Below are 16,887 nucleotides of genomic sequence, written 5' to 3'. Positions count from 1 at the left end.
GCACGGCACGTCCGTTTTTCGGCCCCCGGAGGAACACATGGCGCACCTGGCACGACGGATGACCGGTGACCCGGACGCACTGGTCGCCCACCTGGACGCCCAGATCATGTCGGGCAGCGTGTCCGCGAGCCGTGAGCTCGCCCACGAGCACCGCATCGGCGACGCGCGGATGCTGGTGCGGGTCTACGAGCGCTACAGCGCGACCGGCGGCAACCGGGTCTCGCTGTGCTTCAGCATCCTCGCCGTCGGCGACGAGCTGGAGGTCACCGCCGTCACCGCCGGCGGCAGCCGGGCCACCTTCTTCAAGATGAACACCCTCGGCGAGGGATCGTTCCTCGACCGGGCCCGCAAGGCGCTCGACGACTTCCGCGGCTGACCCGGTCCGGCGGTCGCTCCCGCCTCGTCAGGCCGAGGCGTGCGGGGAGACCAGTGCCAGCGCCGAGTCGACCAGGTAGGAGCGCACCTGCGCGGCCGAGATCTCCCCGACGGTCGGGATGCCCGGGGCGACCTCGCTGACCAGGATCCCGAGCCGGGCCAGCTGGAGGGCGCCGAGGCCGCTGGCGTAGAGCGCGTTGGCGAGCAGGACCGGCTCCTCGCGCAGCGTGAACGCGCCCTGCTCCACTCCGTGGGCGAGGGTGTCGGAGAGCACCGTCAGGCACGACGTGATGCCGCGACCGAGCCGGAACAGGGCGCCCTCGGCGATCTCGTCGAGGAGCTCGTCGCCCGGGCGCACCATCAGGGCCTGCGCACAGTCGACGAAGGCGGGGTGGGCGACGCCATAGTCGACGAAGGCCCCGACGATGGCGGCCAGCTGCTCGCGCGGCACGTCCGTGCTCTGCGCTGCGGACACCATCGCCTCGTGCAGCTCCTCGAGGTAGCCGACGAGGGTGAGCGCGAACAGCTCCTCCTTGCCGGTGAAGTGCCGGTACACGATCGCGCGGTTGATGCCGACCGCGGACGCGATCTCCTCGATCTGGACGTCGCGCACGCCCCTGGAGTCGAAGATCTCGCGGGTCGCGGCGATGATCTCCGCCTGCCGGGCGCGCCGCCGGGCGGCTGCCGCCTTGCGGCGTCCGTCGGTCGCCGGTGCGTTCGTCATGGGCTGAGTGTACGGCTCGTGCAACTCGGTGTTGCAACATCCGTGACGCACGTCGCGCCGGAACGTCGCCGGGACTCAGGGTGCGGCGAGGTGGGCGCGCACCGCCTCGATCGTGTCGGCCTCGGCGGCGGTCTTGTCGTCGCGGTAGCGCACGACCCGGGCGAAGCGCAGCGCGAGGCCGCCGGGGTAGCGGGTGGAGCGCTGCAGGCCGTCGAAGGCGATCTCGACGACCTGCTCGGGGCGCACGGTGACGACCCAGCCGTCGTCGGACACCTCGAGCTCGCGGAACCGTGCGGTCTGCCACGCGAGCATCTCGTCGGTCATCCCCTTGAAGGTCTTGCCGAGCATCACGAAGCCGCTGGGGGACGACGGGTCGCGCGCGCCGAGGTGGATGTTGGACAGCCAGCCGCGGCGCCGGCCGGAGCCGTGCTCGACGGCCAGCACGACGAGGTCAAGGGTGTGCACCGGCTTGACCTTGACCCACGCCGAGCCGCGCCGGCCGGCGTCGTACGCCGCCTCCGCGTCCTTGACCACGACGCCCTCGTGGCCGTCGGCGAGCGCCTGCTGCGCGAACGCCTCGGCGGCGGCGCGGTCGGTGCCCACCCAGCGCCGGACCCGGTGCTCCTCGGGCACCAGGCCTTCCAGGGCGGCCCACCGCTGGTGCGCCGGCAGGTCGAGCAGGTCGGTGCCGTCCAGGTGCAGCACGTCGAAGAAGTACGGCGTCACCGCGGCCTGGTCGGAGCCCTGGCTCGCCGTGCGGGACGCGGTCTCCTGGAACGGGCGGGGTCGGCCGTCGGCGGCGAGCCACAGCGCCTCGCCGTCGAGCACGACCTCCTGTGCCGGCAGGGAGCGGACGACCTCCACGACCTCGGGGAGGCGGCCGGTGATGTCGTCGAGGCTGCGGGTCGCCACGACGACGTCGTCCCCGCGGCGGTGCACCTGGATGCGGATCCCGTCGAGCTTGGCGTCCACGCCGCACACGCCGTCGTCGCCGGCCGCCTTGTCCATCGCCGCGGCGACGTCGGGCGCGGACGAGGCGAGCATCGGCAGCACCGGGCGGCCGACGGTGAGGCCGACCTGCGCGAGGGCCGCCTCGCCCTCGAAGGCCGCGTCGACGACCCAGGTCGTGCCGCCCGCGAGCATCGCGGCGCGGCGCACCCGGGCCAGCGGGACCCCGGCGGCGAGCGCCAGTGCCTCGGTGGTGACCGCCTCGAGCGCGCCCTGCCGCACCTCGCCGACCGCGACCGAGCGCAGCCAGGCCTGCTCCGGTGCCGTCGCCCGGCCGAAGAGCGAGCCGACCGAGGCGGCGCGGACGCCCGCGGAGCCGGGGCCGGACAGGTCCGCCATCGCCGCGAAGGCGTCGTCGACGGCCGTGATGGTGAGGGTCGGCTCGTCCGCCGGCTCGGGCAGCTCGCGCAGGCTGCGCCAGCCGAGTCCCGTGCGGCGCTGCCGCAACCGGCCGCTCAGGTAGTGCGCGGCGAGCGCGCGCTCGTCCGGCTCGGCCGCGAGCAGCAGGTCGGCGATGAGCCGGACCTTCTCCTTGCGCGACCGCGTGGCTGCCACCGCGCCGGAGGTGTCCACCAGGGCACGGAGCAGCATGGCCGTCAGTGCGTCGACTCGAGGGACGCGGCGAGCACGGCGCCGTCGATGACCTGCTCGTAGACCTCGTCGAGGTCGAGCAGCTCGGCGCTGGTGCCCTCGAGGTCGCCGAAGTAGCCGGCCACCTCCAGCGACACGAACCCGTGGAGGGAGGCGAAGAGCGCCATCGCGGTCTGCAGCATCCGCTCCTCGGGGAGCCCGGCCGAGCGGACCATGACGGCCAGCGCCTCGATGGCGGTGAGGGCGGCGGCGTAGAAGCTCTCGCGGTCGATCGGGGGCCGGGTGAGCGCGGCGTAGCGCTGCGGGTGGCTGCGGGCGAAGTTGCGCAGCTCGCGGCTCAGCGCCCGCAGGCCGTCGGTGCCGGCGTGGCCCATGGCGGCGGCGCGGACGTGCTCGCCGAGCATCCGCATCGCGCGCACCTGCACCAGCGCGCGCAGGTCCTCGAGGTTCGCGACGTGGTTGTAGAGCGACGACACCCGGGCCTCGAGCTCGGCGGCGAGCGAGGTCATCGTGAGGGCGTCGTACCCGTCGCGGTCGACGAGCGCCTCGGCGGCCTGCAGCACGGCCTCCTGGTCGAGGCGGCCGCGCCGGGCGCGCGTGGTGTCCATGGTCAACTGCCCCTCCGGGAGCCTGAGGCGGTGAAAGTCCTTCGTTCTTCTGCGACAGAGCGTAGTGCAAACCGGACACCGGGACCGAGAGGCAGCCCGGATAGGCTCGACGGGGTGACCAGTCCGGACGGCGAACGGGTGTGGCGCCCTGGGCGGGTCGTCCCGGTGGGCGCGATCCTGCGCCAGCAGCGGCGCGGCGCCGGTGACCCCACGCACCGCCTCGCCGTCGGCCGGTGGCACTGGCGAGCCAGCCGCACGCCGGAGGGGCCGGTCACCCTCGCCGTCGCCGACCAGGACGCCGCCGGCGAGGTCGCCGCCCGGGCGTGGGGGCCCGGCGCCGCGTGGGCGCTCGAGCAGCTGCCCGCGCTCCTCGGCGACCTCGACGACTGGACCCCGTTCGAGCCCCGGCACCCGGTGCTCGCCGAGGCCCGGCGCCGTCACCCGCACCTGCGGCTGGGGCGGACCGAGCGGGTGCTGGAGGCGATCGTCCCCTCGATCATCGAGCAGAAGGTCACCGGGCAGGAGGCCTTCGCCGGCTTCCGCGCGCTGGTACGACGCCACGGCGAGCCCGCGCCCGGACCGGTGGCCGAGCTGCGCCTGATGCTGCCCCCGGACGCCGCCACGCTGTGCCGGATCCCGTCGTGGGAGTGGTTGCGCCTGCACGTCGACCCGGCCCGCTCGCGTGCGGTCGTGACCGCGGCCCGCCACGCCGAGGCGCTCGAGCGGGTCGTCGGCGTGACCGGATCCGAGAGCGACCGACGCCTGCGCAGCCTGCCGGGGATCGGGGTGTGGACCAGTGCCGAGGTGCGCCAGCGCGCGCTCGGCGACCCCGACGCCGTCTCGTTTGGCGACTACCACGTCGCCAAGGACGTGGGCTGGGCGCTCGAGGGCGTGCTCTTCGACGACGCGCGGCTGGCGTCGTACCTCGAGCCGTGGGCCGGGCAGCGCGGTCGGGTGCCCTTCCTGGTGGCCGCCGCGGGACTGTACCGACCGCGGCGCGGACCCCGCATGTCACCCCGCGATCACCTCGGTGCGTGACCTTCGTCCGTGATATCTGTTACACCGAGCAACAGTCAGTCGGTCCGGCCGGGCCGGACGGCTCCTGGCGGCGGTGGACGGACGAGGGGGACACATGGGGACGCTCGACTGGGCTGCCCTCGGGCAGGCCGCGCCCGCAGACGTCGCGGCGACCCTGCGTGACGCCGACCCCGCGGCCCTCGTCCGCGCGATCCGCACCGCGACCGACGAGGAGATCCTCGCGGTCGGCCATGACGCGGAGCGGGGTCCGGCCGTTGTCGAGGGCGTGATGCGTCGCATCGGCGATGTCGCCGTGCCCGACCGGCTGGCCGCCACCCGTGGGTGGGTGCGCTGGGACTCCGCGACGCGCGCACGGGAGTCGTGGCACCTCGACCTGCAGCACGGAGCGGCGGAGGTCGCGCCGGCCGGGCGCCGGTCCGGGGCGGCCGACGTCGTCGTCCGCGGCACGGACCTGCAGCTGCTGCGCCTGGTCGCCGGACAGCTGGACGTCGCGGCGGAGCTGCTCGCCGACCGCATCGGCATCGACGGCAGCGGCGACCTCGCCATCGCCACCGCCTCGCTCTTCGCCGTCGACGGCACGGACCCCGTCACCGGCACCCCCGTCGACGTCCGAGACATCGACCCGGTCGCGATCGCCCGGGCCCTCCACGGCGTCCCCGCCGCCCACCTGCGAGCGGTGCTGGCCTCGGACTTCCGGCCGGTCGTGCTCGAGGAGGTCTTCGGACGGATGCCGTCGTTCGTGAACGGCCGGAAGGCGGCCGGAGTGCAGGTGACGGTCGGCTTCCGGCTGACCGGACGCCCCGACGGAGAGGTGGACCGCTACGTGCTCCGACTCAGCGACGGTCGCGCGAGCGTCCTCAGCGGCACGGCGGCCGACGCCGTGCCCGTCGGGGACCGCGACGCGACCGTGACCTGCGAGGCGGCGGACTTCCTGCGCCTGGTGACCGGTCACCTCAGCGCGGTGTCCGGCGTGCTGCGCGGCCAGCTCAAGGTGCGCGGCGACAAGGTCGCCGCGCTCCGCCTCAACGCCGCCTTCGACATCCCGACGGCGGCCGCCGGATGAGCGCCGTCGCTGCGACCGGACGCTCCGTCGTCGACAACCTCACCGGCCGGTTCCGGGCCGGCGTCGTCACGACCGGCGAGCTGGTCAAGCTCGCCGTCGAGTCGATCCAGTGGGGCTTCTCCGACATCGTCGCCCGCCGCTTCTCCTGGTCGGAGTTCCTCCTCCAGTGCTGGTTCATGACCCGGGTCTCGCTGCTGCCGACGATCCTGGTCTCGATCCCGTTCGGCATCATCACCTCGGTCCAGATCGGCGCAGCTGCCAACCAGATCGGCGCGCAGTCCTTCATCGGGGCCGTCAACGGCATCGGCGTCCTCCGGCAGGGCGCCCCGCTGGTGACCTCGCTGATGATCGCCGGTGCCGTCGGCTCGGCGATCTGCTCCGACCTCGGTGCCCGCACCGTCCGGGAGGAGATCGACGCGCTCAAGGTCATGGGCATCTCGCCCATCCAGCGCCTCGTCGCACCGCGCATCCTCGCCGCGCTCCTGGTCTCGGTGCTGCTGACGGTCATCGTCGCGATGACCGCGATGACGACCGCGTTCATGATCGTGGTCGGCCAGGGCCAGATCTCGTCGGGCACCTACCTCGACTCGTTCGTCGGGCTGGCCCAGCCGGCCGACTTCGTCCTCGCGGAGCTCAAGGCGTTCATCTTCGGGTTCGTCGCCACCATCGTCGCCGCCCACAAGGGCCTCACCGCACGCGGTGGCCCCAAGGGCGTCGCCGACGCCGTCAACCAGGCCGTCGTGCTCAGCGTGATCCTGCTCGCCGTGATCAACGTCGGGCTCACCCAGGCGTACGTGATGCTCTTCCCCGGAGGTGCCTGAGATGTCCCAGGTCCAGCTCGGGCGCGGCGTCGGCGCCCGCGTCTCCGACGCGGTCGTCGGCACCGCCGACGCGGTGATGAAGAACCTCGCGGTCCTCGGCGACTTCGTCACCTTCGCGCTCAAGGTCTTCCGCGAGGTCCCTGCCACCGTCGCGCTCTACCCCAGGGAGTGCCTGCGCCAGATCAAGGACATCGCCTGGGGCAGCGGCGCGCTGTTGGTCGGCGGCGGCACGGTCGGCGTCATGGTGCTGCTGTCGGTCGCCGCGGGCACGTCCATCGGCATCGAGGGGTTCAACGGCCTCGAGATCGTGGGCCTCGCCCCGCTCACCGGCTTCATCTCCGCCAGCGCCAACACCCGCGAGCTCGCCCCGCTGATCGCGGCGCTCGCCCTCGGCGCCCAGGTCGGCTGCCGCTTCACCGCCCAGATCGGCTCGATGAAGATCCACGAGGAGGTCGACGCGCTCGAGGTGATGGCGGTCAGCGCGATGCGCTACGTCGTCACGACCCGCGTGATCGCCTGCATGGTCGCGATCCTGCCGCTCTACATGATCGGCCTGATCGGCTCCTACGCCGCCTCGCAGGCCTCGGTCGTCATCTTGTTCGGGCAGTCACCAGGGCAGTACGACCACTACTTCTCGACCTTCATCCAGGGCCGCGACATCTTCTTCTCGATCATCAAGATCCTCGTCTTCGCCCTCACCGTCGCGTTGATCCACTGCTGGTACGGCATGAAGGTCGGCGGCGGGCCGCAGGCCGTCGGCGAGGCGACCGGGACGGGCATCCGCGCCAGCATCGTGTCCATCGTCGTCCTCGACATGGTCCTGACCCTGGTGTTCTGGGGCGGCGACCCGGGCTTCAGGATCTCGGGGTGAGGTGACCATGGCTCGAGAGACCTCACGCAGCCAGCTCGCCCGGCGCGGGCTGATCACCCTCGTGGCCCTCGCGGTCATCGGGGCCTTCGTCACGCTGCGGACCAACGGCACCTTCGGGGCGCAGCCGCACGTCACCGCCGACGTCGCCAACGCCGGCGGCGCCCTCCGCGCCGGGTCCGACGTGAAGATGAACGGCGTCATCGTCGGCAAGGTCCGCGAGATCCGCCGCGCCGACGACGGCAAGGGCGTCACCGTCGAGATGGCGATGTCCTCCGACGACCTCGACTCGGTCCCCGGCAACGTCGTGGCCCGCATCCTGCCGGCCACCGTCTTCGGCACCACGTTCGTCGACCTCGTCGTCCACGGCGCGCCGACCGGCCGGCTCCGGGTGGGCGACCGGATCAAGGCCGACGCCACCCAGGAGACGCTCGAGCTCCAGCAGGCGCTCGACGACATCGACCGCCTCGTCAAGGCGCTCGGCCCCGCCGAGCTCGCCTCGGCGATCGGGTCCGCGGCAGAGGCCCTCGACGGCCGCGGCAACCAGATCGGTACGACGGTGCGCCAGCTCAACTCCTACCTCGACCGGCTCAACCCGCGGATGCCGCAGGTCGGTGCGGACCTGCGGGCCCTCGCCCGCACCACCCGCCTCGTCGACAAGATCGCGCCGGACCTGCTCGACGCGACCGAGGACGCCCTGGTCACGATGAACACGATCGTCACCCAGGAGGCCGCCATCACCGCGCTGATCAGCGGCGGCACGACCCTGGCCCGGACCTCCAGCAGGTTCCTGGCGAAGAACCAGCGCGACCTGGTCCGCTTCATCAACGGCTCGGCCGTGCTGCTCGACGCGGTCCACGACAACCGGCGGGCCGGCATCACCGACGCGCTCGCCGTCAACATCGCCCTCGGCACCACGCTGCCCGAGGCGGTCGAGGAAGGATTCGTGAAGACCGACGGCACGATCCGGCTGGCCCCGCCGCCGTACTACACGAGCAAGCCGCGCTTCCGGACCTCGGAGGTGGGCTTCGGGGCCCTGGGGGCCGAGCGATGACCGGCATCCGCACCATCGCGGCCAAGTTCACCGCGTTCGCGCTCGTCAGCGGCCTGCTCATGGTGCTGCTGGTCAACACCATGAACAACGGCGTCACCGGCGGCACCCGCGAGTTCTCCGCGGAGTTCCGCGACGTCAGCGGCCTGCGCGTCGGTGACGACGTCAAGGCCGCGGGTGTCCGCGTCGGGAAGGTCACCAGCATCGAGGCCACGACCGAGGGAGCGGTGATCGGGCTCGAGCTGGTCGAGGACCAGGCGCTGCTGCAGAACACCAAGCTCGTCATGCGCTACCAGAACCTGCTAGGCCAGCGCTACATCGGACTCGTCCAGCCCGCCGAGCGCGGCCCCGAGGTCGAGGAGGGGGCGACGGTCCCCATGGGGCAGACCGACCCGGGCTTCGACCTGACCGAGCTGCTCAACGGGTTCCGCCCGCTGTTCAAGGTGCTCCAGCCCGGCGACGTCAACACGCTCGCCACGTCGCTGGTGAAGGTGCTGCAGGGCGAGGGCGGCACCGTGCGGCAGCTGCTGGCGCAGACCGGCCAGCTCACCAACTTCCTCGCCGACCGCGACGCGGTCATCGGGGACGTGATGACGAACCTCAAGCCCGTCCTCGACAACCTCGCCGGCCAGGGTGACGAGATCACCGCCACCGTGCGCGAGCTGCGGGCGCTGATGACCGGGCTGGCGAAGGACCGCAAGTCGATCGGCGCGTCCATCGACGGCGTCAGCCGCCTGGTCGGGGCGACCAGCTCGCTGCTGAAGGAGGTCCGCGCCCCTCTGGTCGGCGCGACCGACCAGCTGGTGACCGTCGCCGACATGTTCGAGAAGTCCCGCGGCAACCTCAAGGACGTGCTGCCCGCCTTCGCGACGGTCTTCGAGTCGCTGGGCCGCACCACGTCGTACGAGAACGCGCTCAACGTCTACGTCTGCTCGCTGTCGATCGCCATCGGCCCGGACAGCAGCGGGATCAACCCGGCCGGCGGCAACGGCCCCTGGCGGCAGGTGTGCCGATGAAGCCCATGAACGAGCGCGACCCCCTGCGGATCGGCGTCATCACCCTGGTCGTCATCGGCCTCATCGGGGCCGCCGTGGTCGCCCTGAGCATCGCCAACTTCGGGACCAGGACCTACACCGCCGAGCTCGAGCACACCGCCGGGCTCCGCACCGGCGAGGACGTGCAGGTGCACGGGGTGAGCTCCGGGAAGGTCACCGGCATCCGGCTCGAGGAGGACCACGTCGTGGTGACCTTCGCGCTCGACAGCGACATCGAGCTGGGGGAGCGGACCACGGCCACGGTCAAGGTCGCCACCCTGCTCGGCAGCCACTACCTCGAGGTCGACCCGAACGGCACGGGCAGCCTGGCCGACGGCCGGATCCCGATCGAGCGCACCGGCGTGCCCTACAACCTCCAGGACGTCATCGAGGAGGGCACCACCGCCCTCGACGAGCTCGACCCGGAGCTGCTGGCCGAGGCGCTGACCGCGATGGCCGGCACCCTGGGCGCCAGCGAGAAGGAGATCGGTCCGGCCCTCCAGGGCGTCGCCCGGCTCTCCGAGGTCGTCGCCAAGCGCTCCGACCAGGTCGGTGACCTGCTCGAGTCCACTCGCAAGGTGACCGACCAGCTCTCCGACAGCAGCAAGGACATCGTCGGGCTGATGAAGCAGGCGAACCTGGTGGTCAGCGAGATCACCGCGCGCAAGGACGCGATCCACCGCCTCCTCGTCGAGACCACCGACCTGTCGAAGGCGCTGACCGCGGTCGTGAAGTCGACCAACGGCAAGCTGGACCCGGCGCTCGACGACCTCGACAAGGTGATCAAGACCCTCAACGGGCAGAGCAAGCAGCTGACCCACCTGCTGGAGGTGATGGCGCCCGCGGTGCGGTACGTCGCGAACGCCACCGGCAGCGGGCCCTTCCTGCCGCTCTACCTGGAGGCGCCGGCGATCCCGGCCGACGACACGACCTGCAAGCTGCAGGGGGCATGCTGATGACCGACCGGAACGTCCTGCGCACCCTCGCCGCCCTGGTCGCGGTCGCCGCCGTCCTGCTCACCTCGGCGTGCAGCGTCGTCGGCGGCGGCGACAAGATGACGATCAAGGCCTACCTCGCCGACTCCGCCGGCCTGTTCGTCGGCAACGACGTCGGCGTCCTCGGGGTCACCGTCGGCGAGATCAAATCGATCGAGCCCGACGGCGACAAGGTGCTCGTCACCATGGAGGTCGACGCGGACCAGCCGGTTCCCGCCGACGCCGGCGCCGTGGTGGTAGCCCGCTCCGTCGCCACCGACCGCTACGTCGAGCTCACCCCCGTCTACCGCGAGGGGCCGAAGATGAGGGACGGCGCGACGATCGCGCTGGACCGCACCCGCACCCCGGTCGACTTCGACCAGGTGCTCGCGTCGCTGAACGAGCTCGCCACCGGCATCGGGGGCAACAAGCGCACCACGAAGGCCGTCCAGCGCTTCATCGACGCCGGCACCCGTGCCTTGCGCGGCCGTGGCCCCCTGCTCAACCAGACGATCCACTCGCTGGCAGACGGCGTCGACGGCCTCGCCTCCCAGCGCGAGGACGTGGCCGCCACCCTGAAGTCCCTCGACGTGCTGCTGACCACGATCGCGAGCAACGAGGCGACTGCCCGTACCTTCATCCGGCAGGTGTCCCGGGCCTCGAAGCTGCTCGCCGACGAGCGCGAGAACTTCCGCGAGGCGCTGCGCGCGCTCGACTCCGCGGTCACCACGGTCGCGAAGTTCGCGGTGGACAACCGCGAGGCGATCGTCGCTGGCGTCGACGGCTCCACCCGGCTGATGAGGACGGTGCTGTCCAAGCAGGAGCGGCTGGAGGAGATCCTGCGGGTCATGCCCGTCGCCCTGGAGAACCTGCGGATGATGCCCGGCGACCGCCTCCCGGTCCGGATCAACCCCCTCATCCTCGACCCGCTGGGCGGGATCCTGCAGTCGGTGTGCGACCGGCTCCCGCTCGACCTCTGCCAGTTCCTCACCGCACCGATCGGGCCCCGGCCATGACGACGACCACGACGACGCCGATGCGCGGCCGCCGCGCCGCCCGGGCCTGCGCCGCCGCGATGCTGGCCCTGGGCCTGGCGACCACGACCGCCTGCAGCACGACGATGCGGGACCTGCCGATCCCCGGGACGGGCGTCTCGGGGGACACCATCGAGGTGCGAGCCGAGTTCGACGAGGCCCTCAACCTCGCCGTCGGCGCCCCGGTCAAGGTCAACGGGGTCGACATGGGCAAGGTCGAGGAGATCACCGTCAGCGACTTCGTCGCCGAGGCCACCCTCACGCTCAAGGCGGACGCCGGGCTGCGCGAGGGCGCACGAGCGAGGTTGCGCTACACCACCCCCCTCGGCGAGCTCTTCGTCGACGTCACCAACCCCACCGAGGGCCCGTTGCTCGGCGACGACGCGCGACTGACCCGCGAGAGCACCGAGACCGCGCCGACCGTCGAGGACGCGCTCGCCCAGGCCTCGCTGCTCATCAACGGCGGTGGCCTCGACCAGCTGCAGACCGTCACCGAGGAGCTCAACACGGCGCTCAGCGGCAACGAGGGCGACTACCGCACGCTGCTCGACCGCGCCTCGGTCTTCCTGACCCGGGCGAACGCGACCAGCCAGAGCATCGACGAGGTGCTCACCTCGCTCAGCTCGCTGTCGAGGACGCTGAGCTCGCGCGAGGACACGATCAACCGGGCCGTGCGCGAGATCGCGCCGGCGGCCCGTGTGCTGCGGGAGAAGACACCGGAGTTCACCGAGCTGCTGGCCGAGGTCGAGAAGTTCACCGGTGCGGCCAACGACACGGTCAACGCCACGCGCTCCCAGCTGCTGACGCTGCTGAAGGAGATCGAGCCGGTGCTCGCGGAGTTCGCGAAGAACAACGGCACCTTCGACCGGTCCCTGCGCCGGGTGATCCAGGCCGCCGGCTCCGCGGACGAGGTGATCGCCACCGACTACCTCAACATCGCGCTGGAGCTGCACCTCGACGGCCTCGACGTGGGCGGCGTGGTCGAGGGCACCCTCGCCAACCTGCTGCGCCTGCTCGGCATCGACACCGCGGCGCCCGGCATCGGCGGCCTGCTCGACAAGCTCGGCCTCGGTGGCCTGCTCAGCGGGCTGCGTGCCACCAGCACCGGCACGAGGTCCGGCGCGAAGCCGGGCGCGAAGCCGGGCGCGAAGTCCGGCGGCGGCCGGGGCGGCACCGACACGAGCGACCCGCTCGGCATCGACGCCCTCGTGAACGGGCTGTTCGGAGGGGGACGCTGAGATGAAGATCCTGACCGACAGGCTCTACCTGAGCCTCATCGGCATCATCGCGGTGCTCGTCCTCGCGGTGGCCTACGTGTTCGCCTCCGTCCTGGACCAGCCGCTCACGTCGCGCCCCGTCGAGGTCAAGGTCGAGCTCGCGCAGACCGGCGGCCTGTTCGAGGGGTCGGCCGTGACCTACCGCGGCATCAAGGTCGGCAAGGTGCGCTCGATCGTGCCCTCGGAGGAGGGCGTGCTGGCGACCGTCGCGATCACGTCCGGCACCGAGATCCCGAAGGAGTCGCTCGCCCGGGTCCGCAGCCTGTCGCCCGTCGGTGAGCAGTACCTCGACTTCCAGCCCATGACCGCCGAGGGCCCCTTCCTGGCCAGCGGGGACGTCGTACCCGCGGAGTCGACGGACCTGCCGAAGAGCCTCAGCTCGACCGTGGTCGCGGTCAACAACGTGCTGCGCCAGATCGACGACAAGAAGCTGCGCACCGTGCTCGGCGAGCTCAGCACCGGCCTCAAGGGCACGGGCGAGGACCTCGGGCTGATCCTCGACCAGGGCTCGGCGATCCTCGCGACGCTCGACGCGGTCTGGCCCGAGACCGACCGGGTGATCAGCAACGCCGGCTCGGTGCTGTCGATCACCACCGACAACGCGGACTCGCTGCGGCAGCTCGCCCGCTCCTCGAAGCAGTTCGCGAAGTTCCTGCGCGAGTACGACCCGGAGCTGCGCCGCATGCTGAAGCGCGGCCCCGGCCAGGTCGACGAGCTCATCGCCCTGGTCCGCGACGCCAACGAGGTCCTTCCCGGCTTCCTGTCGACCGGGGTCAGCTTCACCGACGTGTTCCGCTCCTACGAGCCGCACCTGCGGGCGCTGCTGCAGAACTACTCGCCCGGTCTGCGGTCGCTGCTGTCGAAGGTCCGCGGGGGAGAGCTGCGGATCACGATCCTGCCCTCCGCCGACCCGCGCTGCGACTACGGCGTGAGCCGCCTCGACCCGAAGGTGGACGAGCGGCGGGCGCTGCAGAAGAACGGGCGCTGCTCGTCGTCCTTCGCCACCCTCCAGCGCGGCGCGGCCGGTGCGCCCGGGCCGGTACGGTGACAGGCGTGACGGACTCCGGTACGACGGACGGCAGCACGGGACCCGGCAACCTCGTCATCGCGCTCGCGGCGGCGCTGGCCGTCGCCCTGGCGGCGTGCGCCTGGCTGCTCGTGGAGCGCAGGGCCGACGACGGGGCCGATGCCCGGGAGCAGGCCCGGGAGCTGCGGGCCGAGAAGGACGCCAACCAGGCGGCCGTGTCCGCCGCCGGGGCGTTCGTCGTCAAGGCCACGAGCTATTCCTGGAAGGACGGCGAGCACGACTTCGCCTGGATCGACGAGCTCCAGGACGACGAGGTCCGCAAGCGCCTGCAGGCCAACGCCGAGGACCTCAAGAAGGCGATCCGGGTCAGCAAGACGTCCGCGAAGGGCCAGGTCGTGGAGTCCGCAGGCCGGGTGGTCAGCGCCGAGCAGGTCGAGGTGCTGGCCTACTACAGCCAGGCGATCACCGACGAGGCCGGCGACGTCAGCGTCCAGGACGGCAGCATCCTGATGACGATGAAGCTGGCGGGTGGCGAGTGGAAGGTCGAGTCCCTCCAGTTCCTCAGCGAGGTCGGCGCCTGAGCGTCCGGCCGGGCGTCTGCCCGTGCCTCCGCCCCGGGGCCGCGGCGGGACGACTAGGGTGACGCCCGTGGCGCACCGTGACGACCCGCTGGACGGGCTGAGGACCGTGCTGCGCCGGACCCTGCTCGCGCTCGTCGGGGTGCCCTTCGTCGTCGCGATCGCGATGTCCCTGGTCGACTCCTACCGGCGGCGCGGGAAGCGGCCCAAGGCGTTCCCGACCCGGGAGCCGCAGACCGTCGCCGTCGGCGACGGCGAGGTGACGACCTACACCTACGGCCGCGACCTGTACGACGACATGCTCGCGGCCATCGCGTCCGCCGAGCGGCAGATCCTCTTCGAGACCTACATCTGGAAGGGCGACGCGACGGGGGAGCGGTTCAAGCGCGCACTCATCGACGCCGCCGACCGGGGCGTGGACGTGCACGTCATCTACGACGCGTTCGCCAACCTGGTCGTCTCCCCGGCGTTCCTCCGGTTCCCCTCGAACGTCAAGGTCCTGCGCTACCCGGTCTACGCCGCAGGCTGGCGCTTCTTCGACCTGCGCCGCTACGGCCGCGACCACCGCAAGATCCTCGTCGTCGACGACAACGTGGGGTTCGTGGGCGGCTACAACATCGGCTCGGCCTACGAGACCGAGTGGCGCGACACCCACGTGCGGATCACCGGCCCCGCGGTCTGGGACCTCAAGCGGGCGTTCGCCGACTTCTGGAACCTCAACCGCCGGCGGCGGCTGCGCAGCTCCGAGCGGCCGTTGCTGCTGGAGACCGCCTCGACCTGGGAGCCGCGGGTGCGCGTGCAGCGCAACGTGCCGCGGCTGTGGATGTTCCCCATCCGCTCGATGTACCTCGAGGCGATCAACCGGGCCAGCAGGAACATCTGGATCACCCAGGCCTACTTCCTTCCCGACCAGGACTTCATCGACGCGGTCAAGGACGCCGCCCGCCGCGGCGTCGACGTACGCCTGCTGCTGCCGCTGAAGTCGAACCACATCGTGGCCGACTGGATCTCCCGCGGCTACTTCAGCCAGCTGCTCGACGCCGGGGTGCGGATCCTGCGCTACCGCGACGCGATGGTGCACGCCAAGACCGCCACCGTCGACGGCAACTGGGCGACCGTCGGCACCGCCAACATCGACCGGCTGAGCCTGCAGGGCAACTACGAGATCAACGTCGAGGTCATCGACGAGGCGTTCGCCCGGGAGCTCGAGCGGGTCTTCGAGGTCGACCAGTCCCACTGCCTGGAGCTCACCAGCGGTGAGTGGGAGGCCCGGGACATGCACCGCAAGTTCACCGAGCTGGTCCTCGCACCGCTCCGCCCGCTGCTGTAGGCCCCGAGGAGGCCCCATGTGGTTCCGCGCACCCGTCCGTGACCTGGCCGGCAAGCAGGTGCTCGTCACCGGTGCGGCGAGCGGCATCGGTCGCTCCGTCGCCGAGCAGGCAGCCGAGGCCGGCGCGGTGCTGCACCTCACCGACCTCCAGGCGGACCGGCTGGCCGAGGTCGCCGACGCCATCCGGGCCCGCGGGGGACGGGTCGCCACCGCCGAGCCCGCCGACGTCTCCGACCACGAGCAGGTACGACGCCTCGCCGGCCTCGTGACGGAGCAGCACGGCCCGATGGACGTGGTGCTCAACGTGGCGGGCATCGCGATCTGGGGCACCGTGCGCAGCCTCGAGCCCGAGCACTGGCAGCGGCTGGTCGACGTCAACCTCATGGGCCCGATCCACGTGATCGAGGAGTTCCTGCCGCCGATGATCGACGCCGGCCGCGGCGGCCAGCTGGTGAACGTCTCGTCCGCGGCGGGCATCATCGCGATGCCCTGGCACGCCGCCTACAGCGCCACCAAGTTCGGCCTCCGGGGAGTCTCGGAGGTGCTGCGCTACGACCTGCGCAAGCACCGGATCGGGGTCAGCCTGGTCTGCCCCGGGGGCGTCGACACCGGGCTCGTCGAGACCATCCGGATCGCCGGCATCGACCAGCAGTCGCGAGCCTTCGTCCGGGCCCGTCGCCACTTCCAGAAGCGTGCGGTGTCACCCGAGCAGGCGGCGGCCGCGATCTGGCGGGGCGCGCTCCGCAACCGGTACTGGGTCTACACCTCGCCCGACATCCGCCTGGTGCACTGGCTGCAGCGCTATTTCCCGCCGGGCTACGCGGTCGCGATGCGGGTGTTCAGCTACGGCGCCAACCGGGTCCTGCCCGCCGTCGAGCAGGCCCGGCGATCGGACCTCGCGTGAGCACGCCGGCCGAGCCCCGGATCCGCCCCGGCGGCTGGCGCGACGTCGGCCCGTTCGTGGCGCTCTTCGCCCGCGTCGCCGGACGGGTTCAGGGCACCGAGCCGCCCGCGGTCTTCCTGACCCTCGGCCGCCACCGCCGGCTGTTCTGGGGCTGGCTGCACTTCGCCGGCCGATTGATGCCCGGCGGCCGGCTGTCGCGCCGGGAGTCGGAGCTGGTGATCCTGCGCGTCGCCAGCCGTCGCGGGTCGGCGTACGAGCTCACCCAGCACCGGCGGCTGGGCCGTCGCGCCGGGCTCGGCGCGGACGAGGTCGCGGCGATCGAGGCCAACGAGACCGGGGCCGGGGGAGCGGGGGAGACGTTCAGCGCCCGCGAGCTGCTGCTGCTGCGTGCGACCGACGAGCTGCTCGCCGAGGACGACCTGTCCGACGAGCTGTGGGCCGAGCTCGGTGCACACTTCGACGACCGGGAGCGGATCGAGGTGCTCCTGCTGGTGGGCCACTACGCGATGCTCGCGACGGCGCTGCACACCCTCCGGGTCCGCCCGGACCGTCCCCGCTAGCCGGCCGGGGGCCGGGCGCGGA

Annotated in this window: 18 protein-coding genes; 15 read left to right on the top strand and 3 right to left on the bottom strand. The window is 72.1% G+C overall.

Features of this window, described 5'->3' with window-relative positions; all coding sequences use genetic code 11:
- The first annotated feature begins 37 nt into the window (after positions 1-37).
- On the top strand, positions 38-376 hold the full coding sequence (locus tag NOCJ54_RS0102995; RefSeq protein WP_028654287.1) for a DUF6054 family protein: 339 nt from the start codon (positions 38-40) through the stop codon (positions 374-376).
- A gap of 27 nt (positions 377-403) precedes the next feature.
- Here the strand turns inward: NOCJ54_RS0102995 and NOCJ54_RS0102990 are convergent, their stop codons facing one another.
- From NOCJ54_RS0102990 to NOCJ54_RS0102980, 3 genes are all read right to left on the bottom strand, one after another.
- A complete protein-coding gene (locus NOCJ54_RS0102990; protein ID WP_028654286.1) occupies positions 404-1,099 on the bottom strand; it encodes a TetR/AcrR family transcriptional regulator in 696 nt (231 codons plus the stop codon).
- Between the two features lie 75 nt (positions 1,100-1,174).
- Entirely contained in the window at positions 1,175-2,698 is a 1,524-nt protein-coding gene (locus tag NOCJ54_RS0102985; RefSeq protein WP_028654285.1) for an ATP-dependent DNA ligase, read from the bottom strand.
- Between the two features lie 5 nt (positions 2,699-2,703).
- Positions 2,704-3,306: a TetR/AcrR family transcriptional regulator gene (locus tag NOCJ54_RS0102980; RefSeq protein WP_028654284.1), complete on the bottom strand. Its 603-nt coding sequence runs from the start codon at positions 3,304-3,306 to the stop codon at positions 2,704-2,706.
- A 114-nt stretch (positions 3,307-3,420) separates the two neighbouring features.
- Between NOCJ54_RS0102980 and NOCJ54_RS0102975 the strand changes: the two genes are divergently transcribed.
- From NOCJ54_RS0102975 to NOCJ54_RS0102910, 14 genes are all read left to right on the top strand, one after another.
- Positions 3,421-4,344 carry a DNA-3-methyladenine glycosylase family protein gene (locus NOCJ54_RS0102975; RefSeq protein ID WP_051485412.1) on the top strand — a complete coding sequence of 308 codons (924 nt, stop codon included), beginning with the start codon at positions 3,421-3,423 and terminating at the stop codon, positions 4,342-4,344.
- A 94-nt stretch (positions 4,345-4,438) separates the two neighbouring features.
- On the top strand, positions 4,439-5,407 hold the full coding sequence (locus NOCJ54_RS0102970) for an SCP2 sterol-binding domain-containing protein (RefSeq protein ID WP_028654282.1): 969 nt from the start codon (positions 4,439-4,441) through the stop codon (positions 5,405-5,407).
- Positions 5,404-6,228, top strand: a complete 825-nt coding sequence (locus NOCJ54_RS0102965) for an MlaE family ABC transporter permease (RefSeq protein ID WP_028654281.1) — start codon at positions 5,404-5,406, stop codon at positions 6,226-6,228. The genes NOCJ54_RS0102970 and NOCJ54_RS0102965 overlap by 4 nt, the downstream gene beginning before the upstream one ends.
- 1 nt (position 6,229) lies before the next feature.
- Positions 6,230-7,099, top strand: coding sequence for an MlaE family ABC transporter permease (locus NOCJ54_RS0102960; RefSeq protein WP_232221661.1), 870 nt, complete (start codon positions 6,230-6,232; stop codon positions 7,097-7,099).
- A gap of 7 nt (positions 7,100-7,106) precedes the next feature.
- Positions 7,107-8,150, top strand: a complete 1,044-nt coding sequence (locus NOCJ54_RS27970) for an MCE family protein (protein ID WP_232221667.1) — start codon at positions 7,107-7,109, stop codon at positions 8,148-8,150.
- Positions 8,147-9,163 (top strand): MCE family protein, encoded by a 1,017-nt coding sequence (locus tag NOCJ54_RS0102950; RefSeq protein WP_051485410.1) that lies wholly within the window; start codon positions 8,147-8,149, stop codon positions 9,161-9,163. The genes NOCJ54_RS27970 and NOCJ54_RS0102950 overlap by 4 nt, the downstream gene beginning before the upstream one ends.
- Positions 9,160-10,137 (top strand): MCE family protein, encoded by a 978-nt coding sequence (locus tag NOCJ54_RS0102945; protein WP_028654278.1) that lies wholly within the window; start codon positions 9,160-9,162, stop codon positions 10,135-10,137. Before NOCJ54_RS0102950 ends, NOCJ54_RS0102945 begins: the two co-directional genes overlap by 4 nt.
- A complete protein-coding gene (locus NOCJ54_RS23555) occupies positions 10,137-11,171 on the top strand; it encodes an MCE family protein (protein ID WP_186449844.1) in 1,035 nt (344 codons plus the stop codon). The genes NOCJ54_RS0102945 and NOCJ54_RS23555 overlap by 1 nt, the downstream gene beginning before the upstream one ends.
- Positions 11,168-12,427, top strand: coding sequence for an MCE family protein (locus NOCJ54_RS0102935; RefSeq protein ID WP_028654277.1), 1,260 nt, complete (start codon positions 11,168-11,170; stop codon positions 12,425-12,427). The genes NOCJ54_RS23555 and NOCJ54_RS0102935 overlap by 4 nt, the downstream gene beginning before the upstream one ends.
- Before the next feature lies 1 nt (position 12,428).
- Complete coding sequence (locus NOCJ54_RS27965; RefSeq protein WP_028654276.1) at positions 12,429-13,514, top strand: MlaD family protein; 1,086 nt, start codon at positions 12,429-12,431, stop codon at positions 13,512-13,514.
- Between the two features lie 5 nt (positions 13,515-13,519).
- The gene (locus NOCJ54_RS0102925) at positions 13,520-14,074 is read left to right on the top strand and encodes a hypothetical protein (RefSeq protein ID WP_028654275.1); all 555 of its coding nucleotides are present in this window, start codon (positions 13,520-13,522) and stop codon (positions 14,072-14,074) included.
- 67 nt (positions 14,075-14,141) lie between these two features.
- Positions 14,142-15,401: a phospholipase D-like domain-containing protein gene (locus NOCJ54_RS0102920; protein ID WP_232221660.1), complete on the top strand. Its 1,260-nt coding sequence runs from the start codon at positions 14,142-14,144 to the stop codon at positions 15,399-15,401.
- Between the two features lie 16 nt (positions 15,402-15,417).
- The gene (locus NOCJ54_RS0102915) at positions 15,418-16,305 is read left to right on the top strand and encodes an SDR family oxidoreductase (protein WP_028654273.1); all 888 of its coding nucleotides are present in this window, start codon (positions 15,418-15,420) and stop codon (positions 16,303-16,305) included.
- Entirely contained in the window at positions 16,302-16,865 is a 564-nt protein-coding gene (locus NOCJ54_RS0102910) for a carboxymuconolactone decarboxylase family protein (protein WP_028654272.1), read from the top strand. Before NOCJ54_RS0102915 ends, NOCJ54_RS0102910 begins: the two co-directional genes overlap by 4 nt.
- Positions 16,866-16,887 lie beyond the last annotated feature (22 nt).

It is taken from the genome of Nocardioides sp. J54 (assembly GCF_000519005.1).
Classification (GTDB): domain Bacteria; phylum Actinomycetota; class Actinomycetes; order Propionibacteriales; family Nocardioidaceae; genus Nocardioides.
This window is presented reverse-complemented; position numbering and strand designations above follow the sequence as displayed.

Bases quoted from the DNA above. Each gene is read 5' to 3' on its own strand.
- NOCJ54_RS0102985 (WP_028654285.1), bottom strand. From the start codon at position 2,698: ATGCTGCTCCGTGCCCTGGTGGACACCTCCGGCGCGGTGGCAGCCACG.
- NOCJ54_RS23555 (WP_186449844.1), top strand. From the start codon at position 10,137: ATGACCGACCGGAACGTCCTGCGCACCCTCGCCGCCCTGGTCGCGGTC.
- NOCJ54_RS0102960 (WP_232221661.1), top strand. From the start codon at position 6,230: ATGTCCCAGGTCCAGCTCGGGCGCGGCGTCGGCGCCCGCGTCTCCGAC.
- NOCJ54_RS0102950 (WP_051485410.1), top strand. From the start codon at position 8,147: ATGACCGGCATCCGCACCATCGCGGCCAAGTTCACCGCGTTCGCGCTC.
- NOCJ54_RS0102915 (WP_028654273.1), top strand. From the start codon at position 15,418: ATGTGGTTCCGCGCACCCGTCCGTGACCTGGCCGGCAAGCAGGTGCTC.
- NOCJ54_RS0102945 (WP_028654278.1), top strand. From the start codon at position 9,160: ATGAAGCCCATGAACGAGCGCGACCCCCTGCGGATCGGCGTCATCACC.
- NOCJ54_RS0102935 (WP_028654277.1), top strand. From the start codon at position 11,168: ATGACGACGACCACGACGACGCCGATGCGCGGCCGCCGCGCCGCCCGG.
- NOCJ54_RS0102990 (WP_028654286.1), bottom strand. From the start codon at position 1,099: ATGACGAACGCACCGGCGACCGACGGACGCCGCAAGGCGGCAGCCGCC.
- NOCJ54_RS0102965 (WP_028654281.1), top strand. From the start codon at position 5,404: ATGAGCGCCGTCGCTGCGACCGGACGCTCCGTCGTCGACAACCTCACC.
- NOCJ54_RS0102970 (WP_028654282.1), top strand. From the start codon at position 4,439: ATGGGGACGCTCGACTGGGCTGCCCTCGGGCAGGCCGCGCCCGCAGAC.
- NOCJ54_RS0102995 (WP_028654287.1), top strand. From the start codon at position 38: ATGGCGCACCTGGCACGACGGATGACCGGTGACCCGGACGCACTGGTC.
- NOCJ54_RS27970 (WP_232221667.1), top strand. From the start codon at position 7,107: ATGGCTCGAGAGACCTCACGCAGCCAGCTCGCCCGGCGCGGGCTGATC.
- NOCJ54_RS27965 (WP_028654276.1), top strand. From the start codon at position 12,429: ATGAAGATCCTGACCGACAGGCTCTACCTGAGCCTCATCGGCATCATC.
- NOCJ54_RS0102980 (WP_028654284.1), bottom strand. From the start codon at position 3,306: ATGGACACCACGCGCGCCCGGCGCGGCCGCCTCGACCAGGAGGCCGTG.